The following is a 19677-nucleotide window of genomic DNA, read 5'->3' as shown; positions in this document are numbered from 1 at the left end:
TGGCCAGCGGTGTTCAGTGTGCATTTTGCTGTGACCCCATGATGGGGAACTTAACCGGCCAAATGAGCGTCCCTTGAAGGAAACCGCTCTGAGCGACACGATTGAAGCGGATCACTTCCGTGCCTCTCGTTTTCGAACGCCCGAACCCAACCTGACGGACTCGCCCCATGCCTGCCCCAAAACGCTCGAACGCGAAGAATGTATTGGGTTCCGATTTGGCGGTCTGCAACACGGAGCCCATGACCGGTTTCTACCGTGACGGGTGTTGCAATACCGGCGGACAAGACGTTGGGTTGCATGTCGTTTGCGCGGAGATGACAGCTGATTTCCTCGATTTCAGCCGCTCTCGCGGGAACGACCTCAGCACCCCAATGCCGATGTACGAATTCCCAGGCCTGAAACCGGGCGATCGATGGTGCCTCTGCGCCGCTCGTTGGAAGGAAGCCTACGACGCCGGAATGGCTCCAAAGGTCCACCTGGAAGCGACGCACATCTCAGCCCTCGAATTCGCGTCGCTGGAAGAACTGCAAGAGTTCTCAACTGAATCGAACTGAGCTCATACGGGTTCGCTCCAGCCGAATTCGCTCCATCCGGGGCCTTCTCAGCTCAAGTGTCCGATCGCTTGCCCTGAAGCGTCAAAACGACTTGTCGGGCCGAAGCACGGTCGCGGTGCTCACACAAATAGATGCCCTGCCACGTCCCCACGTTCAAACGCCCGTTCTTGATCGGGACGCTGACGCTACTTCCCATCATCGACGCTTTCACGTGAGCTGGCATGTCATCGGGGCCTTCCAATGTATGGACATAAGGCAGCGATTCGGGCACCGCATGATTCATCGCGGTTTCGAAGTCCACTCGCACATCCGGATCAGCGTTCTCGTTGATGGTGAGCGAAGCGCTGGTGTGCTGAATGAAGACGTGCAGCAACCCAACTTCGATCTCCGCCACCTCCGGAATGGCCTGCAGAAGTTGCCGAGTGACCAAGTGAAATCCGCGGCGCACGGCTGGTAAAGTCAGTTCGCGCTGCATCCAGTACGACATTTTGGAAGCTACAAAGAGGAACGAGAGAAATATTTTGAAACTTTTTTGCGGCTCAATCGAATGGTGAGGTTTGTACCGTTCCAATGTCGTGAGCCGTTTCGCCGCAGCATTCTGACGCCGAAACCGGTTTCAAAACAACCCTGCCAAGTGCCTTCTTGAAACCTTCATGGAGTTGTTAGGTTGGGGATAACCCCCTTGCAATCTTCACAATTCGCTATCTTGCAAGTCGATTGACCCGCGACCGGAAAACTTCGCCTGGTCGTTAGGGTCATGGACGACCGTCGCGGGGTACGCCGGAACGGCTGGGAAGAGCAAGCCCCCTCCAGAATTTTCTTGACCCACGCAATCCGACACGAATAATCCCTTCGTGTGAAATGCTTTCGACGAACGGACTTGGTTGAGAGCGAATGTTTGTACGCGGCGTCGAGGATGCTCGGATGGCTCCTGACCCCCAGAAGAAAATCGGAATAGTATGACTCATTGCAAAAACGTATTCGAAGCAATCTTGCGCTACGGCCACGATGAAGATTTCGTGCCCAATGAAGACGAGATGTTCACTGCGACGGATGCACCTGCAGGCAGCCAAGAGAAAATCGAAGTGCTGCGTCGTCGTGTTGAATTGGGCCAGCCCCTTTGGCACACGACCGACCGCGTTGATTACAGCGGTCTGACGGGCGCGATCCGCCCTCGCGAATAAGTTCGACTAATCGAAGTTGCCAGCACGCCCGCACTAAGAGGCGAAACGCTCGCACCCATCGAATCCCACAACGAACGACCCAGAAAGCCCCGGTCTCCCGCGACCGGGGCTTTTTCTTTTCCCACCCCGCGTCTTCTCACGCGGAGCCAGCCTGCAATGCCCAGCGACGTTGCCGCAGATCATTCTGCTCGCGACCCGTTCGCTCTTGGCTTCGTCTTCACTTTGCACCGATGCGGCGTCTTGAATGACGTGCCGCGGAACGCAATTCCATTCTGGAATTTCGGTGACGTCGGTTACACTCTCACCCATGCTCGAATCCTCTTTGTCTTCCACCGTCTCCGCCCCCGAATTGCTCGCTCCCGCCGGCAATTGGGACTGTGTCCACGCCGCCATCGAAAACGGAGCCGACGCCGTTTACTTCGGTCTCGATCGAGGTTTCAACGCGCGCCATCGAGCGGCCAACTTTGGCGTCAACGACCTCTCGTCGCTGATGGGCAAACTGCACCTCCGAGGCGTCCGTGGCTACGTCACGCTTAACACGCTGGTCTTTCCCGACGAACTGAACGATTTGGTCGAAGTCGTCGACGCAATCGCCAGTGCTGGTGTGGATGCTGTGCTGGTCCAAGACTTTGGCGTCGCACGCATCGTCCGAGCAATTTGCCCGGAGCTGGAAATTCATGCGTCGACGCAAATGAGTTTGACCAGCTCGGAAACGATCGCAGCAGCGAAGACGCTCGAGTTGTCCCGCGTCGTTGTCGCCCGAGAATTATCGATCGGCGAAATCAAACAGATTCGCTCGAAGACGGACATGCCAATCGAGGCCTTCATCCACGGGGCGCTGTGCGTTGCTTACAGCGGCCAATGTCTCACTAGCGAATCGCTCGGCGGTCGCAGTGCCAATCGCGGTCAATGTGCCCAAGCCTGCCGGTTGCCGTACGATCTGGTTTGCGACGGAATCGATCAAGAACTCGGCGACGTTCGCTACTTGCTCAGCCCCCAGGACTTGGCCGGATACGCCGCGATCCCTGACATGATCGAAGCCGGCGTCAACAGTCTGAAGATCGAAGGACGATTGAAGACGCCCGAGTACGTGGCCAACATCACCGGCCACTACCGTCGTGCGATCGATCAAGCCATCACGGATGGCAAGGTGAACCTCGGCGAAGACGCTCGCCACGAAATGGAACTCTCCTTTTCACGCGGCTTCACACCCGGTTGGCTGGAAGGAAACGATCACAAGCGTTTGGTCCCCGGAATCCGATCGGCCAAGCAAGGCATCGTGCTCGGCGAAGTCCGTGCGATCGGACGCGATTCGATCTTGGTCGATGTGCAAGCCGCCCTCGCGCTGGGTGATGGTTTGGCGATTGAATCCGCGGTGGACCCAAACAGCACGAAGGCCTTCGACAGCGGATTCGCTGACAACCACCAGGGCGGCCGAATCTATTCGTTGCGATTGGACAGTGAATCAAACGGAAGTCCGCACCAATCCGATCAAGCCAAGTCGCCGGAACAGCCCGCAACAAATCCTTGGGAACAAGCTCGCCAACGACAAGCGGCCGAGTCGCAAGCCTCCAGCGACAAACTCAAAAAGGTAGATCCCAATCAAACCGTTTGGATCGGTTTCGGCCGAGACGAAATCGATTTTTCGCGAATCGAAATCGGCGCGACGGTCTTCAAAAACGATGACCCTCAACTGAACAAACGATTGGCCGCCACATTCGGTGGCAAGCCTCGTCGGACTCGGTCAATCAACCTTCACGTCGTCGCGCATGTCGGCAGCCCCGTCGAAGTGCATGCAACGCTGGGCAACGGCGACCACGCGACCACCGAAAACATCATCGGCGAAGATGACTTGGCCGTCGCCAACAAACACGCCATCACCGACGAGGTCTTGGCGGACAAACTCGGACGTCTCGGCGGAACCCCGTTTCACCTTGGTCGTTTGACCAGCGATCTGAGCGGCGGACCGATGGTTCCTCTTGGCGTACTCAATCAGCTTCGTCGCGAATTGGTTGAAAAACTCGAAGATCAACTGCACGCTCCGCCGCGAAGAACGGTTCGTCTGTCGGCTGGACGCGATTTGGTGGCTTCCATTGCCAAAGAAGCGGTGTCCTTGGATTCGCAGAAGCCAACCCCGCAGTTGTCCGTGCTTTGTCGCACCATCGATCAAGTCCGAGGGGCGATCGCCGCGTCGGCCGAGCGAATTTACGCGGATTTTCATGACCCGCGAGACCACAAGGCCGCGATCGCGTTGGGCGCTGAGCACGACGCGAACGTCTGGATCGCTTCGCTTCGTATTCAGAAGCCCGGCGAGATGGGTTTGCTGAAACAGATCGTCAAACAAGGTCCCTCGGGGCTGTTGGCTCGAAATCTGGCCGCCGTCCAATTGGGAATCGAAGCAGGCCTGCCCACGATCGCTGACTTCTCGCTCAACGTCGCGAATCATCGATCGGCCGAATGGTTGATCGATCAAGGTGTCCAGCGTGTCACCGCCTCCTACGATTTGAACGCGGATCAACTGGATCAGTTGGTCAGCTCGATGCCAGCGGAATGGTTGGAACTGGTTCTGCATCAACACATGCCCATGTTCCACATGGAGCACTGTGTGTTCTGCAGCGTGCTGTCACCAGGCACCAACAAGACAAACTGCGGCCGACCATGTGATCGCCATGTCGTTCAATTGAGAGACCGTGTTGGAAAGCTTCACGTCCTGCAGGCCGACATCGCTTGTCGAAACACGTTGTTCAACGCGACGCCACAAAGCGGTGCGGAGATCGTCGGCGACATGGTGGCCCGCGGCGTGGGATCGTTCCGAGTCGAACTGCTGAGCGAAGACGCGAAAGAGGCGGAATCGATCCTGACTTTGTATCGCCGACTGTTGTTGGGTGAGATCCCAGGCCAAGAGGTTTGGCAGTCGTTGTCGGCCGAGAACCGCGTCGGTGTCACTCGCGGAACGCTGGAAGCCAAACGCAACCCACTGGCGATCCTCTAAGCGAACCCACCAACCCGACATCGTCACGGAAGCATCCGGTAGTGTTCCGCGGCGAAGTGCAAATCTTCGAGCAATGCCCGGCGCATCGTTTCACGCGTCTGCTCGTTGGGCACACGCAAAATCGCGGACGGATGATACGTCGCGATCGTCCATTTCGCGTGATCCGAGCGCTGCACCTGGCCTCGCGATTTCAACAATCGAAATCCCGGACCCAGCAACACTCCAGCGGCGGTTGCCCCGAGAGCCACGACCATCTTCGGCCGAATGACATCCAGCTCGGCTTCCAACCACGGCCGGCATGCCGCGACTTCTCTGGCGGCAGGTTTGACGTGCAATCTGCGTTTGCCGGTTGGTTTGAACTTGAAGTGTTTGACCGAGTTGGTGATGTAAAGCTCCGCCGGATCCAAACCAACTTCCGCAAGCGTTTCGCGAAGCAATTGACCGGCCGGACCGACAAAAGGCTCGCCCGCCAAATCCTCACGATCGCCCGGTTGCTCACCCACGAGGACCAATTTTGCGTTCGGGTTGCCAACACCGAACACCGTTTGCGTCGCGGGTCCGTGCAAGTCACATCCCTGGCAAACCGCTGCCGCGTCACGCAGTCGTCCAATGGAACCAGCCGTGTCGCTTCCTGACAGCTCGGGCAGAAACGGCCGGGCGGACACGCCGCCCTCAGCGTGCCGAATCATCGTCTCGACTCGTGTCGGAGCGTTCCGGACCAAGTCATCGATCAGCTCGGTCTCCGGCATCGTCGCCCAATGCTTCTTGGGCATCTCCGCCCGCATCGCGTTCAGCTTGATCCGAGCCGGGTTGAAGATGTTCGCGTAGTATGTCTTCCAAACCTCCTCCAACTCGTCCGCCTCAGGAGCTTCACTGCGCGGTGCCCCGTCGCCCATCGTCAATCGTTTGCCATCCCAAACCGCCGACTCATCGGGCGTGAGGACCGCCCAACGCATCACATCGAACCTTCGAGCGAAGAAGTCCGCGACCAGCCCCAGGGTGTAGTGATCGGGCCGATGCCAAGCGACAAAGCGAGTCCCGTCTTCGTCCTGAATTTCGCGAAAACGGACGAACGCTTTCATCTTGTGTGCGTCACGACTGACGGACTTTTCAAGCTTCGTCGCCGCGTGAACATCACGATCAGCCGCATTGGTCAGCAAGTGCTTTTCGCCGCCGGTGATTCGCCACAGTATCCGGTACAGCAGTTCCCATCGCCCGGGCGACCGATGACACGCGACTTGACGTGCTAGATTCAAGAATGGCTTGGGAACACGAAACGGCGAGGCTGAACTCGCGTTTGCTTCGTCGTTCCCCGCCTCGGCCTTCGATCCAAGCGTCGAATGCTCGATGTCAGACGCACCGAACAAGTCCGATTGCTTTCGCGCCGTCTTTGACCGGCCATCGATCCAGTGAATCGTTTCCGGAGCGGCGCCGCAGATGAGCAATCGCCGCGAAGTGATTCGCCAATCTTCCCACCGCGTCGCCCGAACACTCAAACATTCTTCGGACGCGGTCATGGAAGCTCGACTTTCGCATCAAGTGGTTTGTGGAACCTTCTTTTTCAGCACGAAGCCGAGGACCACCGCGATCGCGTAGGCAACCCAAATGAAGGCGACAATTCGGAACGACAGAGGATCCTTGGCCATGTACTTTTCGTAAACGGCAACCCCGGCCGCCGCCGTCGCTCCCACAACTGCCAATCCCATGAAGACATTCCACGCGAGACGATGACCGCCGGTGGGACGATCGTCACCCAAAATTTCGCGGCTGTTCATCATCAGGAAGAAAGTGAAGTACGCGATCGGCAACAACATGACAGCGAAAGTGCTGGCAAGGATCGCCAACCAGAACTTTTTGTCGGGATCCGTCCATAGTTCCACCCAGCTCGCCCCGGACGCACCGGCGATCAAGACGCCAATGATAAAAATCGTCTGACTGTTCGGACGCCCAAACATCTCGCGAATCGCGTAGCCGTTGATCAACATCAAAATGATGATGGTCGAGAAACCCATTCCGAAGACGCCCAATCCAAAGATCAGTTTCGCTGCCTCGTCACCCAGCAAAGGTGCCAAGGTTTGTGACAATTCGAAAGCGTTGCGTTTGACCAACGCGGCCGACAATAGCTTTTCATCGGTTGAAAGATTGGCGATCATTTCCAACTTGGTCGCTTCGTCCGTCGATTCCGCCGCGTCGCCCAACGTGAAGTCAACTCGAGCGAACAAATCGCCTTTCACTTTTTCGAACAGTGGCGAGGTTTGCATCACTTCCACGTCGGTCGATGCCAACTGTTCGTCAATTTTCTTGTGGAACGACGATGCCGACGCGATCACGACGCAGCTGGTCACCAACACGAAGGGGATCGCCATCCCGGTCGAAAGGTCAAACCGAGCTAATCCGCGGAACGTCTTGTCCCATCCGCGAGCGAGCATTGAATAAGGGAGCAAGAACGTCATGTTGATACCGACCGCGGTTGCGATCGCGGAGATCATCACACTTCGTTGTGTTCCCATCAGACGCCCAGTCCAAAACGAGCTGGCTTCCGGGGACAAGTTCGCGACCGATTCACGAAGGTCGCCCGCCGGACGCACGAACTGGCTCAAGTCAGGGATCAAGCCCGCGAAGATGCTGGCGAAGTTCAGTTCACCTTTCGCCAACAACAAAATCGCAACGCCGAAGAAGCAGATCACGACCATGCCGATCAGCGTTTTCAGAAAGATGTCGAAGACTTTCGCGGCGCGACCTTGTTTGGTGTTCAACAGAACGATGAACCCAGCGGCAAAGAACAACACCATCGTCACGCCCCACCGAAGACCACGGGAATCGCCCAGGCCTTCTCCGCCACCGAGTGACAACAGGTTCTTGTCCAGTGCGTCATAGCAAAGACTGAACTGAGGCATGCAGAAAATCATATTCGCGAGCACGGTCGCGATGATCCATCCCCAACCCAGCGCCGGGTTGATCTCGTTGTTGATCGCCTCGAATGGGCGACGTCCCGTCGAGAGCGTCACATAGCTGATCGCCGAGAGCATCACGACGCCCAACACAATCGCGACCAACTGCAGCCACAACATGCTGGTTCCGCCCATCACACCCAAGAAGAGTGATCCGGCCAACGAACCGCCACCGAGCGTGATCGCCGACTGCAGCCATCCTGGACCGGAAAGTTTGATGTAGGTGCCAAGCGTTTTGCCCTCGGCTTGTGCTTTTTGCAGCATCGCTCGATCGGCGAGAACTTTGTCGCTGACAACAGCGTCGCCACCGGTCAGTGGATTGGCTTCGGTGGAGGGGGTCGATTCAGACATGCGCGGTCACGAGGCGGGGCGGAAGGTAGGAAACTGGCAAGATAATACCAGCCTCGAAACGCACGTCGTTACCCCCTAGCGGTTCAGAATCAGTCATACTGGCAAAGAACCATAGACTCCGACTTCGGATTCTGACGGTTCCCCTCGAAGATTCGCCCGCTGAATCCCGCCGTTGCAACTCGGTTCGTCAATCGGAGTGCAAGCTGGGATTCCCAGTCGATAGGGCACAATTCGCTTCGCCCCGCCGCTTTCACCGAAGCGGTCCCGCCTGACAATCCGCCTTCCCCGCCCTCCCACCGGTTTTTCGTCATGAATCCGTTTGCGTCCATGGCTCGCTTGAATTCGTTGACCTCCGCGGCCATTTTTGCCAGCGCCGCTCTGATACATGGTGTGCAGCCAACTCTCGCGATCGCACAGCCGAGTCAATCCAGCCTCGAGTACACCGACGTCGGATGGGAGTCGCAACAGGTCACCGATCAATTCTTGGCCGAAGGATCCGCCGTTGGTGACCTCAATGGCGACAGCGTGAACGACCTGGTCTACGGTCCGGTTTGGTACGAGGGACCTGAATTTCAAACTCGGCACGAACTGGCTGAACCAAATGTTGTCCCGGTGGCCGCCTACAGCCAACACTTTTTTTCTCATGTCTGCGACGTCAATCAGGACGGCAACGAAGACGTGATCACGGTCGGATTCCCTGGGCGAAATGCGACCCTGTACATCAATCCAGGTACAGTCGAGCCGAGTGAAGGCAAAGCGTTCTGGGCCGATCACTCGATTGCGCCACGCGTGTCCAATGAGTCTCCCGCCTGGGTGGATCTGATTCCTGGCGGACTTCCCGAACTCGTGTGCGCACGCGATCGTGCCTACGGGTACTACACCGCCGACTCGATGGACGATCCGACTCAAACTTGGCAATGGGTTGCGATCTCGGAACCGGGCACGGCATTCGAACCGTTTGGACACGGTTTGGGTGTCGGCGACATCGATGGCGATGGCAAACTGGACATCATCGATCGCCAGCACTGGTGGCGACAACCGGACGCAGCGAGTTCGGAACCGAAGGGCGAGGCGAAACTTTGGCAGCGACAGGCCTGGATCGCTCAGCCATACGGTGGCGGCGGAGCCCAGATGCACGTGCACGACTTTGATGGAGATGGCGATTCCGACCTGGTCACATCCAAGAACGCACACGGGTATGGGCTGGCTTGGTTCGAGCAAACTCGTCCTGGGCAGTTCGCTCAACACGAGATCAGCGGCGAGTCTTCGATGCACAACCCGCACGGCTACGCGACCTCCCAGATGCACGCGTTGGAATCGATCGACGTCGATGGGGATGGACGTCGCGACATCGTGACCGGCAAACGGTATTTCGCTCACGGTGGCAAAGACGCTGGTGGTTTGCAGGCTCCGTTGGTCGTTTGGTTCCGCAACGTGAAGAGCGATCAACCTGGCGGCATCGAATTCATTCCTCACGTCATCCACGAAACCTCCGGCGTTGGCGTCGAAGTTGTCGCCACCGATATCAATGGCGATGGCCGGGTCGATGTGTTGACCGGAAACAAACGCGGACTGACGGTTCATCTTCAAACCGATCTCAGTGACGTTCCGTTCGCCAAACGACGACTCGTCGCGGAACGCTGGCGGACCACCAAACGGCCGCAAGAAGACTACGCGATTGGATTGAGCCCAACCGAATCAGCGGAGCACATGGATCTGCCGGACGGATTCGAAGTCGATGTGGTCGCCAGCGAACCAGAATTGGTTCAACCCATCGCGATGTGCTTTGACGATCGTGGTCGGATCTGGATGATCGAAGGCAACACGTATCCGACGAAGGCTCCCGAAGGCGAGGGCAAGGATCGCATCTTGATCCTCGAAGACTCAGACGGCGACGGATCCTTTGAGACGCAAAAGGTCTTCGCCGAAGGAGTGAACTTGGCCAGCGGAATCGAAGTCGGCTTCGGTGGCGTCTGGATCGGTGCGGCGCCCGAGTTGCTTTTCTATCCCGATGCCGATCGCGATGATGTGCCCGATGCGGAACCGAAGGTGCTCCTCGATGGCTGGGGATACCATGACACGCATGAAACGCTGAACAGCTTCACCTGGGGAATGGACGGATGGCTGTACGGTTGTCACGGAGTCTTCACGCATTCCAACGTGGGCAAACCCGGTACAGCGAAGAAAGATCGAATTCCTCTGAACGCGGGTGTGTGGCGATACCATCCAGTGCGTCACGAATTCGAAGTCTACGCACACGGAACCAGCAACCCATGGGGAGTCGACTTCAACGAAAACGGCGACTGGTTTGTCAGTGCTTGCGTGATCCCACACCTGTTTCACTTGTCGCAAGGCGGTCGCTACTTCCGGCAAGCCGGCCAGCATTTCAACCCGCACACGTACGACGATATCAAGACGATCGCCGATCACTTGCACTACGGCGACGGCACGTTTCAATCGGCCAACTCAGCGAATCGGGTCGATCGCGAATTGGTTCGTCGAACGGCCGCGACCACATCCATGGTCGGTGGCGGGCACGCTCATGCTGGATTGACGATCTACCAAGCCGACGAGTTCCCGGCTCATTACCGAGGTGAATTGTTCTTCCACAACTTGCATGGTCACCGAATCGTTCGCGAACATCTGGAAACGGAAGGCTCCGGGTTCCTTGGCCGGCATCGCCCTGACTTCATGATGTCGAACGATCATGAACAAATCGGCGTGGGAATCATGCAAGGACCTGATGGAGCCCTCTACACATCGGATTGGCACGACGATCAAACATGCCACCATCGTGATCATGAGATTTGGGATCGTACCAACGGCCGTTTGTTCCGGATCCGCTACGGCCAGCTTCAGCCTTACAAGTTCGATCTCTCGAAGCAGTCGAACGAACAGCTGGTCAAAAACTTGACGGATCCCAACGCGTACTTCGTTCGCCAGTCGCAACGGGTTTTGCAGGAGCGAGCAGCCGCCGGAAGTCTCGATCGTGACCAGGTTGCATCGGCTCTCACTGGACTGATTCAATCCAACGCACCAAGGCGGCATCGTTTGCAGGCCGTCTGGACCGCTTGGACGTCTGGTTTGCTCAATATCGACAACAACGATCAAGCAGAAGTCGACGTCGTTCAGACAGATCTCAGTGCCTTATTGGATGACCAAGACCCGATCATTCGCGGGTGGGCCGTGCAATTGATCGGAGAGAGCCAAACAGCTTTGTCGTCGGGTTTGCTTGCGAAATTGGAAACCATGTCGGCAAACGAACCCTCATCTGTCACACGTCGATATCTGGCTTCGCTGTTGCAGCGTATCCCTGAAAACCAGCGTCTCGGAATCGCTCGCGGGCTGCTCAGCCACACGATCGATCAAAAGGATCGTAACTTGCCTTGGCTGATCTGGTACGGCATCGAACCGGTCGTCGACACCGACGCAGAAGGCGTGATGAGCTTGGTTTCAAGCGGCAGTTGGGATCAACTCAAGCGATTCGTGACTCGCCGAACTGCTACAACTCCCGAGGGACGGCAAGCTTTGGTGGGAACGATCACCCAACAAATCGACGCCGTACCGAAAGATGCCAAGGTCAACAACCGATTTGATTGGATGCTCGAAGAGCTGCTCCAATCCGCTCGCAGTCGTGGCGGTGTTGCCATGCCGGCCACTTGGCCGCGTGCATCCCAACTGCTTCGCGAGAAGGCGACCGCGACCAGCACCAAAGATCTGGTCGGTGCTCTCGCGATTGAGTTCGGCGATGCGTCGGCTTTGCCGGAACTTCGAGCGATCCTGACCAATCAAGACGCCGCGACCGCCTCTCGTTTGGATGCGCTGCGTCTGCTGACCCAGGCCAAAGATCCTGAGTTGGGCAAGTTGCTGATCACCTTGATCGACGACCGCGACATCGGTGCCCAAGCCGTTCGCGGACTCGCGTCTTTTGATTCCGCCGACTTTGCATCGAAGCTGATCGAACGTTTCAATGGTTGGTCGCCACAAAAACAATCGGACGCCTTGGCGACGCTGACGTCACGAACGGGGGCCGCGATTCAGCTGATCGAGGCGATGGAAGAGGGAATCATCCCGCCGACCGTCGTTCCTGCTTACGCCGTCCGCAACGTTTTGTCGCTTCCATTCGAAGATGACTCAGCACGCAAGCGTTTGGAAGCCGCTTGGGGACGGATTGGATCGACTAGCGAACAAGCCAAACAGTTGCACGCCAAGTACACCGCTCTGCTGACGCCGAAAACGTTGGCATCGGCCAACCAGGCGGAGGGCAAGAAGCTCTACGAGACCAACTGTGGCAAATGCCACCGTCTGTTTGGAGAGGGGGAACCCATCGGTCCCGATTTGACGGGAGCCAATCGAAGTGACGTGAACTACTGGTTGGAGAACATCCTGCAGCCCAACGCGGTGATCGGCAATGCGTATCAGATGACATCGTTCTTGATGGCTGATGGCCGCGTCGTATCCGGTTTGGTTCGATCGCGTAACGAAGACGCGGTGACAGTCCAAACGACATCCGAGGTCACGGTGCTGTCGCTGGACGACGTCGAAGTCGAGAAGCTCTCGGAGACATCGTTGATGCCCGAAGGTCAACTCGAACCGATGAAACGCAATCAAGTCCGAGATCTGTTCGGCTACTTAATGAGCCCCGGGCCTTCGTTCGCTCGCGAATGGGCGGTCGAGGCAGAAAGCTTGATCGAAACCACTGTCGTTAAGGGCGGCGAAGTCAAAAATCAAGGCATGAAGCCGTTCAACGATCAATGGTCGGCGGACAACCAACTGTGGTGGACAGGCGGCAAAGTTGGGTCAACGGTGACGTTGACGGTCCCGCACGACATCAATGGTCCCGCGGAAATCCAGATGCACCTGACCGGAGCGATCGACTACGCGATGCTTTCGCTGAAGATCAATGATCAGCCCGCGCAGTCGTTCGACGGCTATTCCGCGGACGTGCGGGTCTTGCCCGCCGTCACATGGGATCAAGTCGAACTCACGCGTGGTACGCCGCTGACGATCCAAATCAAGATCACCGGCAAAAATGAAAAAGCAATCGCTCGCTGGATGGCAGGCATCGATTCCATTTCCATCCGCCCGCTATGACCCGACGGCCGATAGGCCTGGTTTCGCCAGGCCGTCAGCCTCATCGTTGCCACTCACCGCGATGGTGATGACTCAAAATCACACTTTCGCAAAACTCAAACAGGCCAAACGGTCAGTTCGAACGAATCATCGGCAACGAAGTCGGTTTCGCCTAAGAACAACTGACCTGCGTTGGGGCATTGGGCTTGATCTTCCGCGCTGAAGTTCTCGACCGCGGTGGTGATGATCAGTTTCAGTTTGCCTTCGTGAGGCACCAAAGCCGGGCAAGTGTTCTGCGGCGATCCGGGAGTTTGCCAAACGACGCGAAGCTCACCCGATGCGAGATCATAGAGACGTGTCTCACCGTGTTCCGCCACACCGGGATGAAAAATCGCGACGATGATTCCGCTGCCATCGGGCGTCAGAATCGCACCGTCGGGGACTCCTGGGTCGTTGGTCAAATCCAACACAACACGTGCTTCGCCGATGGTTCCCGCCGCGATGTCGAGCGGATATTCCACGATCGTTCGCGTCGGCGAATCAATGTCGATCAGGAACAGTTTTCCCGATTCGTCCTTGCGGATCATTTTGCCGTTGCTGCAAATTTGATCGTCACGAAGGCGAATCAGCTTTTGGTCGCTTCCACGGTACAGATACAATCCCGCCTTCTTCTCATCGAATGCCAAGTCCTTGGTGCCGAAGATCAGGTTGTCATCGATCGCCAATCCGTCGTTGATGATCGTGTTGGTCACATCGCTATCAATGCCGTCGCAGAAAGGCATCCACTCGCCCGAGTTTGAATCAAAGATTCCGAGCGAACGTTCGACGCCAGCCACAAACTTGCCGGGCGTTTGACATTGGAAAGCAAAACCGGGACGACCGGGCAAGTCGAACGATTGGTTCGATTGGGTTGCCAAGTCCAACACGTTGATGCTGCCGCGCAACACGTCGGCACCGTGCTGGATGCCCACCCAAGAAAGCTTTCCGTCAGCGACCATCGCCATCGGTCCCTCGGGCAGGAAACGCAAAGCGTCGCTGTCAGGAACACTCAGTGGGCTGGCGACACGAATTTCGGGTGCTGGCGACATTTCAATTCAGACTTGCGAGAGGGCGGAGATGAAAACGCCGGATTGTAAGAACCTCCGGCAAGATCAACCACCATCCGCAAACCTCACGTTTCACAACGGAACGTGCCCAGCGAGAGACGCGGCTACGGAACAACGACGTGCCTTCTAGATTCCCATCTGAGCCAGCATGTCGGCGACACGCCCCGCGTTTTCCGTCAGCACCGGATGCGACTCACGGAAATGTTCGACCTGTTGTTGCCAACGTTCGGCCAGAGTTGCTGAGTTGACGTCTTGTTCATCGAGCGTCTCACGGATCTCGTCGAGTTCGGCTTTCAGCCGCGCGATCTCGGTTGGTTCCAAGTCTTCAATGTCGGCGAGTTGCTCATGAAGATGAGCAATCGTGGCGTCCAATTCGCTTCGCATGAGCGTGGGTCTCTAAGTGGAGTGGGGATACACAGCTTGCTTGCAGACCAAAGTTCGATCACCCGTGAGAACAAACGCGGTCTTCAATCGTTATTGTATCGTTCGCAACTCTGCTTCGCGGAAGTGGTCATCGCGAACATCTGACGTCCGACTTCGCGTCGTACTTTGAAGGAGCGTGCATCGGGCGAGTTCTCGCGTGTCAGTGACAACACTCCGCCGAATGGGTCCTATGAAACGGCCCATCAAATGGAAGTTGAATCGATTCGCCGGAATGAACCGACCAATCCGAACATCCGACGGTGTTTTGGGAGCACAAACCGCCGCAGGGGTGGTGCGACGGGCGTCAGCGTGGATTATTCTGAGTCAAACCCACTCGACTTTTCTCTCCTCCCGTGGTTGTTCCATCCATGATGCGTCTTGCTGAACCGTTGGCTTCTCGAACTTGGCTCTTCACGGTGGGGATTGTTCTCGCATCTTTGATGTTCTCTGCGACGACACCCACGATCAGCTTTGCACAAGACGATGTGATGGCTGAGTTCGGTGAGGATCCCGTCGACGAAGCCCCGGCCGAGCCAGCGGGTCCCGGTGCAGCAGAGCAACCAGCCGGTGACGTAGGTGGAGATGCTGGCGGAGGCAACGCCAATGCTACCCCACCCGCTACTGATCAATCGTTGTTGGAATGGGTCTTCGAATCGCTTGGTGTCACCTACCTGATCGTCTTCCTGGCTTTGTCGGTCACTCTCGTGTCGCTCTTCGTGATGAACATGTTGGCGGCCAGGCGTGACACGCTTTGCCCGACCGAGTTGGTCGAAGAGTTCAGCCAACGGCTCGCGGCCAATGACAATCAAGGTGCCTATGACCTTGCAAAAGCCGACGAATCCGTGCTTGGACAAGTCCTTGCAGCCGGATTGGCAAAAGTCAGCAAGGGATACAACAAAGCGCTCGAGTCAATGCAGGAAGTTGGCGAAGAGGAAAGCATGAAGCTCGAACATCGCCTGAGTTACATGGCGTTGATTGGCAACCTGTCGCCCATGATCGGTTTGTTTGGAACGGTTCAAGGGATGATTTCATCCTTCCAAGTCATCGCGTTGGGAGGTTCCACGCCAAAGCCATCTGACTTGGCCGCCGGTATTTCAACCGCTTTGTTCACAACGCTCGTGGGCCTCGCCGTCGCCATCCCCGCCATCGCGGCCTACAACATTCTTCGCAACCGCGTCGCTCGACTGCTGCTTGAAGTCGGCGTCGAAAGCGAAAACCTGATGAGCAAGTTCGAAGACATGTCGCCCAAGTCAGGAGCCCGTGGCTGATGCGAGTCAAACGCACCGAAGTCGACATGGCGGAAGGTGACATGACACCCATGATCGACATGACGTTCCAGTTGATCGCCTTTTTCATGGTGTTGATCAACTTCGCGCAAACCGAAGCCAACGACAACGTCGTGTTGCCCAACAGTCGTTTGGTCAAACCGCCCGAAGTCGCTCTTGAGTTCCCGATCATCCTGCACGTGGGTGCGGACGGGCGAGTTTTCTTGGGCGGCGATGACTACACCGCCGAAACGCTTCGAATCGGATTGGACCGAGAGCTCGCGGTTGTTCGGGCCGAAGGCAAGGCCGTGAGCGACGCCAACGTCATCATCCGCGGACACAAAGACGTCGCGGCCGGCGAGGTCCAGGAAATCATCCGCGTCTGCCAGGATCGCAAGTTGGAAAACTTCGCGTTGCGGGTGAAAGAGGATCGCTCATGAAGATTCGCAATCGCGAAACCAGCCAGGGCACTGAGCTAAACATGACCAGCATGATTGACATTGTCTTTCTGCTGCTGATCTTCTTTGTGATGACGTTCAAAATCGTCGAGATGGAAGGTGACTTCAGCATCAAGATGCCTCTGGCCGGCCAGGGTAGCAGCAGCTTGGACACGACTGAACTGCCACTGAAGCTGCGTCTGCGTTCGGATGCCGCTGGATCCTTGGCTGGCATGGAACTGAACGACATTCAAATGGGCAGCGACGCGACCAGTTTTGACAAGCTTCGCGCCAACGTGATTGGTCTGATCGGGACTTCGACGCCGATGGAAGTCGAAGCCGGCGAAGGTCCTGAGATTGAAATCGATACCGACTACAACTTGCGGTACGAATACGTGATTCGTGCGATCACCGCGGTCAGTGGTTACAAAGACGGGGATCAGGTGGTCAAATTGATCGAGAAAATCAAATTTGCCAAACCGCGACGCTGATTCGCGGTCGGCTGCCCCGCCCCTGAAGCCGTCTTGATCCTGCTACTCGACAACTACGATTCCTTCGTCCACAACGTGGCACGCTATCTTCGCGTCGCCGCTCGTCGGAACCGCGCCGGCAACAACCTGCCGATGGAAGACGACCCCGGTGAAGGGCTGCAGACCAAAGTCGTCCGCAGCGATTCGTTGACGGTCGAGCAGATCGTCGGCATGAAACCGAGTGCGATCGTGATCTCGCCCGGTCCCCATGGACCAGAATCCGCCGGCTGCTCTTTTGACGTTGTTCAACAACTTGCTGGCCGGATTCCGATATTGGGAATTTGCCTCGGGCACCAAACCATTGCGGCGGCCTACGGAGCCAAGGTGATTGTTGGTCCGCCGATGCACGGGATGGCCGTTCCGGTCAAACATCGTGGCGTCAGCGTTTTTGCTGGATTGCCTTCAACGATCGAAGTTGGACGCTATCACTCACTTCGCGTTGATGCGACGACGCTTCCGAACTCGCTCGAGGTCACCGCCTGGGCCGCCGATGACCCGACACTTGTGATGGGACTGGCGGACCACAAACGTTGTGTCCACGGTGTCCAGTTCCATCCCGAGTCGTTACTGACACAAGGCGGATTGGCGATGTTCGAGCACTTCATTGGAATGGCCCAGCGTCATCAACCAGAAGACCAAACGCACGCCAAGGGTTCTCGGTTCCAACGCACAACGCTTCCGCCCATCTCGATCTCGCCACCCAAAGCCGGCGGAGGCGTGAAGCCATGATCTTGGAATCACTCGTCACGACCATGAACAAGGATGGTCGCGTCAATTTGGCCCCCTTGGGTCCAATCGTGCGTCCGGCGGAATCGCCAAATAAAATGCCCACTTTCCTACTTCGTCCGTACCAAGGATCAACGACCTGTTCGAACTTGTTGGACAATGGAAACGCGGTGATTCATGTGATCGACGATGCTTTGCTGATTGCAAAAACAGCGATTGGCAAAGTCGATGCAACGGACATGGTCGTTCCTGTCCCTGGCTTAGATGGCACGCACGTTCGACTGAAGCGTTGCCATCGTTGGTTCGCCATTCGCGTGACCGAAAGCGGTGGAACGCCTCCACGACATGAACTCACCGCAAGCTGTCTGGATTCGGGGATCGTCGAGCCGTTCTTTGGATTCAATCGAGCCAAACATGCCGTGATCGAGGCCGCGGTCGCCGCCACGCGACTGCATCTCTTACCGACCCAAACGATCGCTGAAGAACTCGAAAGAGCCCGCGTTGCAATTGAGAAAACCGGCGGCGTTGACGAGCGAGAAGCGTTGCGGTTGATCCAGCAGCACGTGCGTGAGACATCGGTTTCATGAGTGTCGAAGTTCAAACGGGAGCGCGTCTGCATTTTGGTCTGCTCGACGTCGCGCCACCATTTGGCGGATGCGGAGTCATGATTGACGGACCTACCACATGCATTCGCGTTCGAGCGGCATCGACCTTTGAGTGCGATCGTCGTCATCGCGACCGAATTGTTGGCATCGTGGATCGTTGGCGGCAGATGACGGGCGATGAATCTCACCCATCGGTTTCCATCGAAGTTGTCGAAGCCGCGCCTTCGCACAACGGGCTGGGAAGCGGAACACAGCTTTCGCTCGGAATCGCCTTTGGCCTGCTGAAGCACACGACCGGTGAAACGCCAAATCGTGAGCATGTTTTGCAATTGGCAAACCGTGGTCGTCGAAGCGCCGTTGGCTCTCACGGATTCTTTGAGCCTGGTTTGATCGTCGAAGGACTCGACCGAACTCGTTCAAACGATTGCGACCTCAATCCGATCGACCACCTGATTCAAATCCCCGACTCCTGGCGTGTCGGCGTGGTGCTGATGGACGAGGACTCTGCCGCCGAAACAATCAGCGGCGATGAAGAACAACAACAATTTGATGCTTTGCAACCCGCCACTCACGATGTGCGTTCGCGATTGGTCCGAATCCTCACCGACGAACTCGTTCCCGCGGTCCAACGATCCGAATTCAACGTTTTCGCGGACGCGTTGACTCGATACAACCGATCCAGTGGCGAGTTATTCGCTTCCGTCCAAGGCGGACCCTACAACGGCGAAGCCACCGCCGATTTGATTGAGCGGATGATCGTATCGGGACATCGTGGCGTCGGCCAAAGCAGCTGGGGCCCCGGTGTGTTCACCTGGTTCGATTCGGAACAGGCCGCTCGCCGTGCCGCACAGAGTTGGAACGAACGATTCCCAGGCACACGCTTGCGAGTGCAACGCCCACTCCGACATCCATGCCCGCGGTGACCGATGACGTCGTGAGTCCGGCCACTTGCCCCGCTCTCAAGCGACGATGCTACGAAGCAATCGTTTGACGCTGATGTTCGTACAAAGCGATTCCAGCGGTGACGCTCAAGTTCAAACTTCGGACTTGCTCTCGCATCGGCAAACGAAGTGACCTCGGGTCATTTGGCTTCAATATCGAGGCCGGCAAACCGCTGGTCTCGCGGCCAAACACCAGCACATCGCCCAACGCAAACTCGGCGTCCCAAACGGTTCGCCTGGCAAACTTCGAGAAGAAAAAAAAGCGTTCCGGATTGAGTTGCTCGCAAAGTGCATCCCAAGAGGGGACCGGTTCCCAATCCAGGTACTGCCAGTAATCCAAACCGGCGCGACGCAGTCGTTTTTCATCGAACTGAAACGATGCCGGTTCGACGATCCACAATTTCGCTCCGACAGCCACGCACGTCCGCCCGATATTCCCCGTGTTCTGGGGGATCTCCGGCTGATAGAGGACAACATGGGCGGGCGGTGACACGGATAAGGGAGGACTGTCGGACATCAACGGCACATTTCAACGTTTG

General features: G+C 57.0%; 16 protein-coding genes. 10 read left to right on the top strand and 6 right to left on the bottom strand.

The window, feature by feature from the left end:
• The first annotated feature begins 167 nt into the window (after nucleotides 1–167).
• A complete protein-coding gene (locus CEE69_RS16015; protein ID WP_099261617.1) occupies nucleotides 168–554 on the top strand; it encodes a DUF2237 family protein in 387 nt (128 codons plus the stop codon).
• Between the two features lie 52 nt (nucleotides 555–606).
• On the opposite strand, the gene CEE69_RS16010 is transcribed toward CEE69_RS16015, so the two are convergent.
• Nucleotides 607–1041, bottom strand: a complete 435-nt coding sequence (locus tag CEE69_RS16010) for a secondary thiamine-phosphate synthase enzyme YjbQ (RefSeq protein ID WP_099261616.1) — start codon at nucleotides 1039–1041, stop codon at nucleotides 607–609.
• 472 nt (nucleotides 1042–1513) lie between these two features.
• On the opposite strand from CEE69_RS16010, the gene CEE69_RS16005 reads away from it, so the two are divergent.
• Complete coding sequence (locus tag CEE69_RS16005) at nucleotides 1514–1738, top strand: hypothetical protein (protein WP_007327455.1); 225 nt, start codon at nucleotides 1514–1516, stop codon at nucleotides 1736–1738.
• Nucleotides 1739–2045: 307 nt separating this feature from the next.
• Nucleotides 2046–4730: a U32 family peptidase gene (locus CEE69_RS16000; RefSeq protein ID WP_099261615.1), complete on the top strand. Its 2685-nt coding sequence runs from the start codon at nucleotides 2046–2048 to the stop codon at nucleotides 4728–4730.
• A 23-nt stretch (nucleotides 4731–4753) separates the two neighbouring features.
• On the opposite strand, the gene CEE69_RS15995 is transcribed toward CEE69_RS16000, so the two are convergent.
• Together CEE69_RS15995 and CEE69_RS15990 are read right to left on the bottom strand one after the other, a co-directional pair.
• Nucleotides 4754–6247: a UdgX family uracil-DNA binding protein gene (locus tag CEE69_RS15995; RefSeq protein WP_099261614.1), complete on the bottom strand. Its 1494-nt coding sequence runs from the start codon at nucleotides 6245–6247 to the stop codon at nucleotides 4754–4756.
• Between the two features lie 18 nt (nucleotides 6248–6265).
• Nucleotides 6266–8032 (bottom strand): divalent metal cation transporter, encoded by a 1767-nt coding sequence (locus CEE69_RS15990; RefSeq protein WP_099261613.1) that lies wholly within the window; start codon nucleotides 8030–8032, stop codon nucleotides 6266–6268.
• Nucleotides 8033–8341: 309 nt separating this feature from the next.
• Between CEE69_RS15990 and CEE69_RS15980 the strand changes: the two genes are divergently transcribed.
• Nucleotides 8342–13126 (top strand): PVC-type heme-binding CxxCH protein, encoded by a 4785-nt coding sequence (locus CEE69_RS15980; RefSeq protein ID WP_099261611.1) that lies wholly within the window; start codon nucleotides 8342–8344, stop codon nucleotides 13124–13126.
• Nucleotides 13127–13221: 95 nt separating this feature from the next.
• Here the strand turns inward: CEE69_RS15980 and CEE69_RS15975 are convergent, their stop codons facing one another.
• Both CEE69_RS15975 and CEE69_RS15970 read right to left on the bottom strand, forming a co-directional pair.
• A complete protein-coding gene (locus CEE69_RS15975) occupies nucleotides 13222–14193 on the bottom strand; it encodes an SMP-30/gluconolactonase/LRE family protein (RefSeq protein WP_099261610.1) in 972 nt (323 codons plus the stop codon).
• Between the two features lie 144 nt (nucleotides 14194–14337).
• The gene (locus CEE69_RS15970) at nucleotides 14338–14595 is read right to left on the bottom strand and encodes a DUF4404 family protein (RefSeq protein WP_099261609.1); all 258 of its coding nucleotides are present in this window, start codon (nucleotides 14593–14595) and stop codon (nucleotides 14338–14340) included.
• 407 nt (nucleotides 14596–15002) lie between these two features.
• On the opposite strand from CEE69_RS15970, the gene CEE69_RS15965 reads away from it, so the two are divergent.
• From CEE69_RS15965 to CEE69_RS15940, 6 genes are all read left to right on the top strand, one after another.
• Nucleotides 15003–15902, top strand: coding sequence for a MotA/TolQ/ExbB proton channel family protein (locus CEE69_RS15965; RefSeq protein WP_099261658.1), 900 nt, complete (start codon nucleotides 15003–15005; stop codon nucleotides 15900–15902).
• Nucleotides 15902–16339: an ExbD/TolR family protein gene (locus CEE69_RS15960; protein WP_099261608.1), complete on the top strand. Its 438-nt coding sequence runs from the start codon at nucleotides 15902–15904 to the stop codon at nucleotides 16337–16339. Before CEE69_RS15965 ends, CEE69_RS15960 begins: the two co-directional genes overlap by 1 nt.
• Nucleotides 16336–16827, top strand: coding sequence for an ExbD/TolR family protein (locus CEE69_RS15955; RefSeq protein WP_099261607.1), 492 nt, complete (start codon nucleotides 16336–16338; stop codon nucleotides 16825–16827). The genes CEE69_RS15960 and CEE69_RS15955 overlap by 4 nt, the downstream gene beginning before the upstream one ends.
• Nucleotides 16828–16860: 33 nt before the next feature.
• Entirely contained in the window at nucleotides 16861–17595 is a 735-nt protein-coding gene (locus CEE69_RS15950) for an anthranilate synthase component II (RefSeq protein WP_099261606.1), read from the top strand.
• Nucleotides 17592–18179, top strand: a complete 588-nt coding sequence (locus CEE69_RS15945) for a DUF447 domain-containing protein (protein WP_099261605.1) — start codon at nucleotides 17592–17594, stop codon at nucleotides 18177–18179. Before CEE69_RS15950 ends, CEE69_RS15945 begins: the two co-directional genes overlap by 4 nt.
• Nucleotides 18180–18256: 77 nt before the next feature.
• The gene (locus tag CEE69_RS15940; RefSeq protein ID WP_233215277.1) at nucleotides 18257–19120 is read left to right on the top strand and encodes a GHMP family kinase ATP-binding protein; all 864 of its coding nucleotides are present in this window, start codon (nucleotides 18257–18259) and stop codon (nucleotides 19118–19120) included.
• A gap of 49 nt (nucleotides 19121–19169) precedes the next feature.
• On the opposite strand, the gene CEE69_RS15935 is transcribed toward CEE69_RS15940, so the two are convergent.
• Nucleotides 19170–19655, bottom strand: a complete 486-nt coding sequence (locus CEE69_RS15935; protein WP_099261603.1) for a tRNA (cytidine(34)-2'-O)-methyltransferase — start codon at nucleotides 19653–19655, stop codon at nucleotides 19170–19172.
• Nucleotides 19656–19677 lie beyond the last annotated feature (22 nt).

The organism is Rhodopirellula bahusiensis, assembly GCF_002727185.1.
Classification (GTDB): Bacteria; Planctomycetota; Planctomycetia; order Pirellulales; family Pirellulaceae; genus Rhodopirellula; species Rhodopirellula bahusiensis.
Note: the sequence above shows the minus strand (reverse complement) of the source record. Positions and strands in the feature narration are given on the sequence as shown.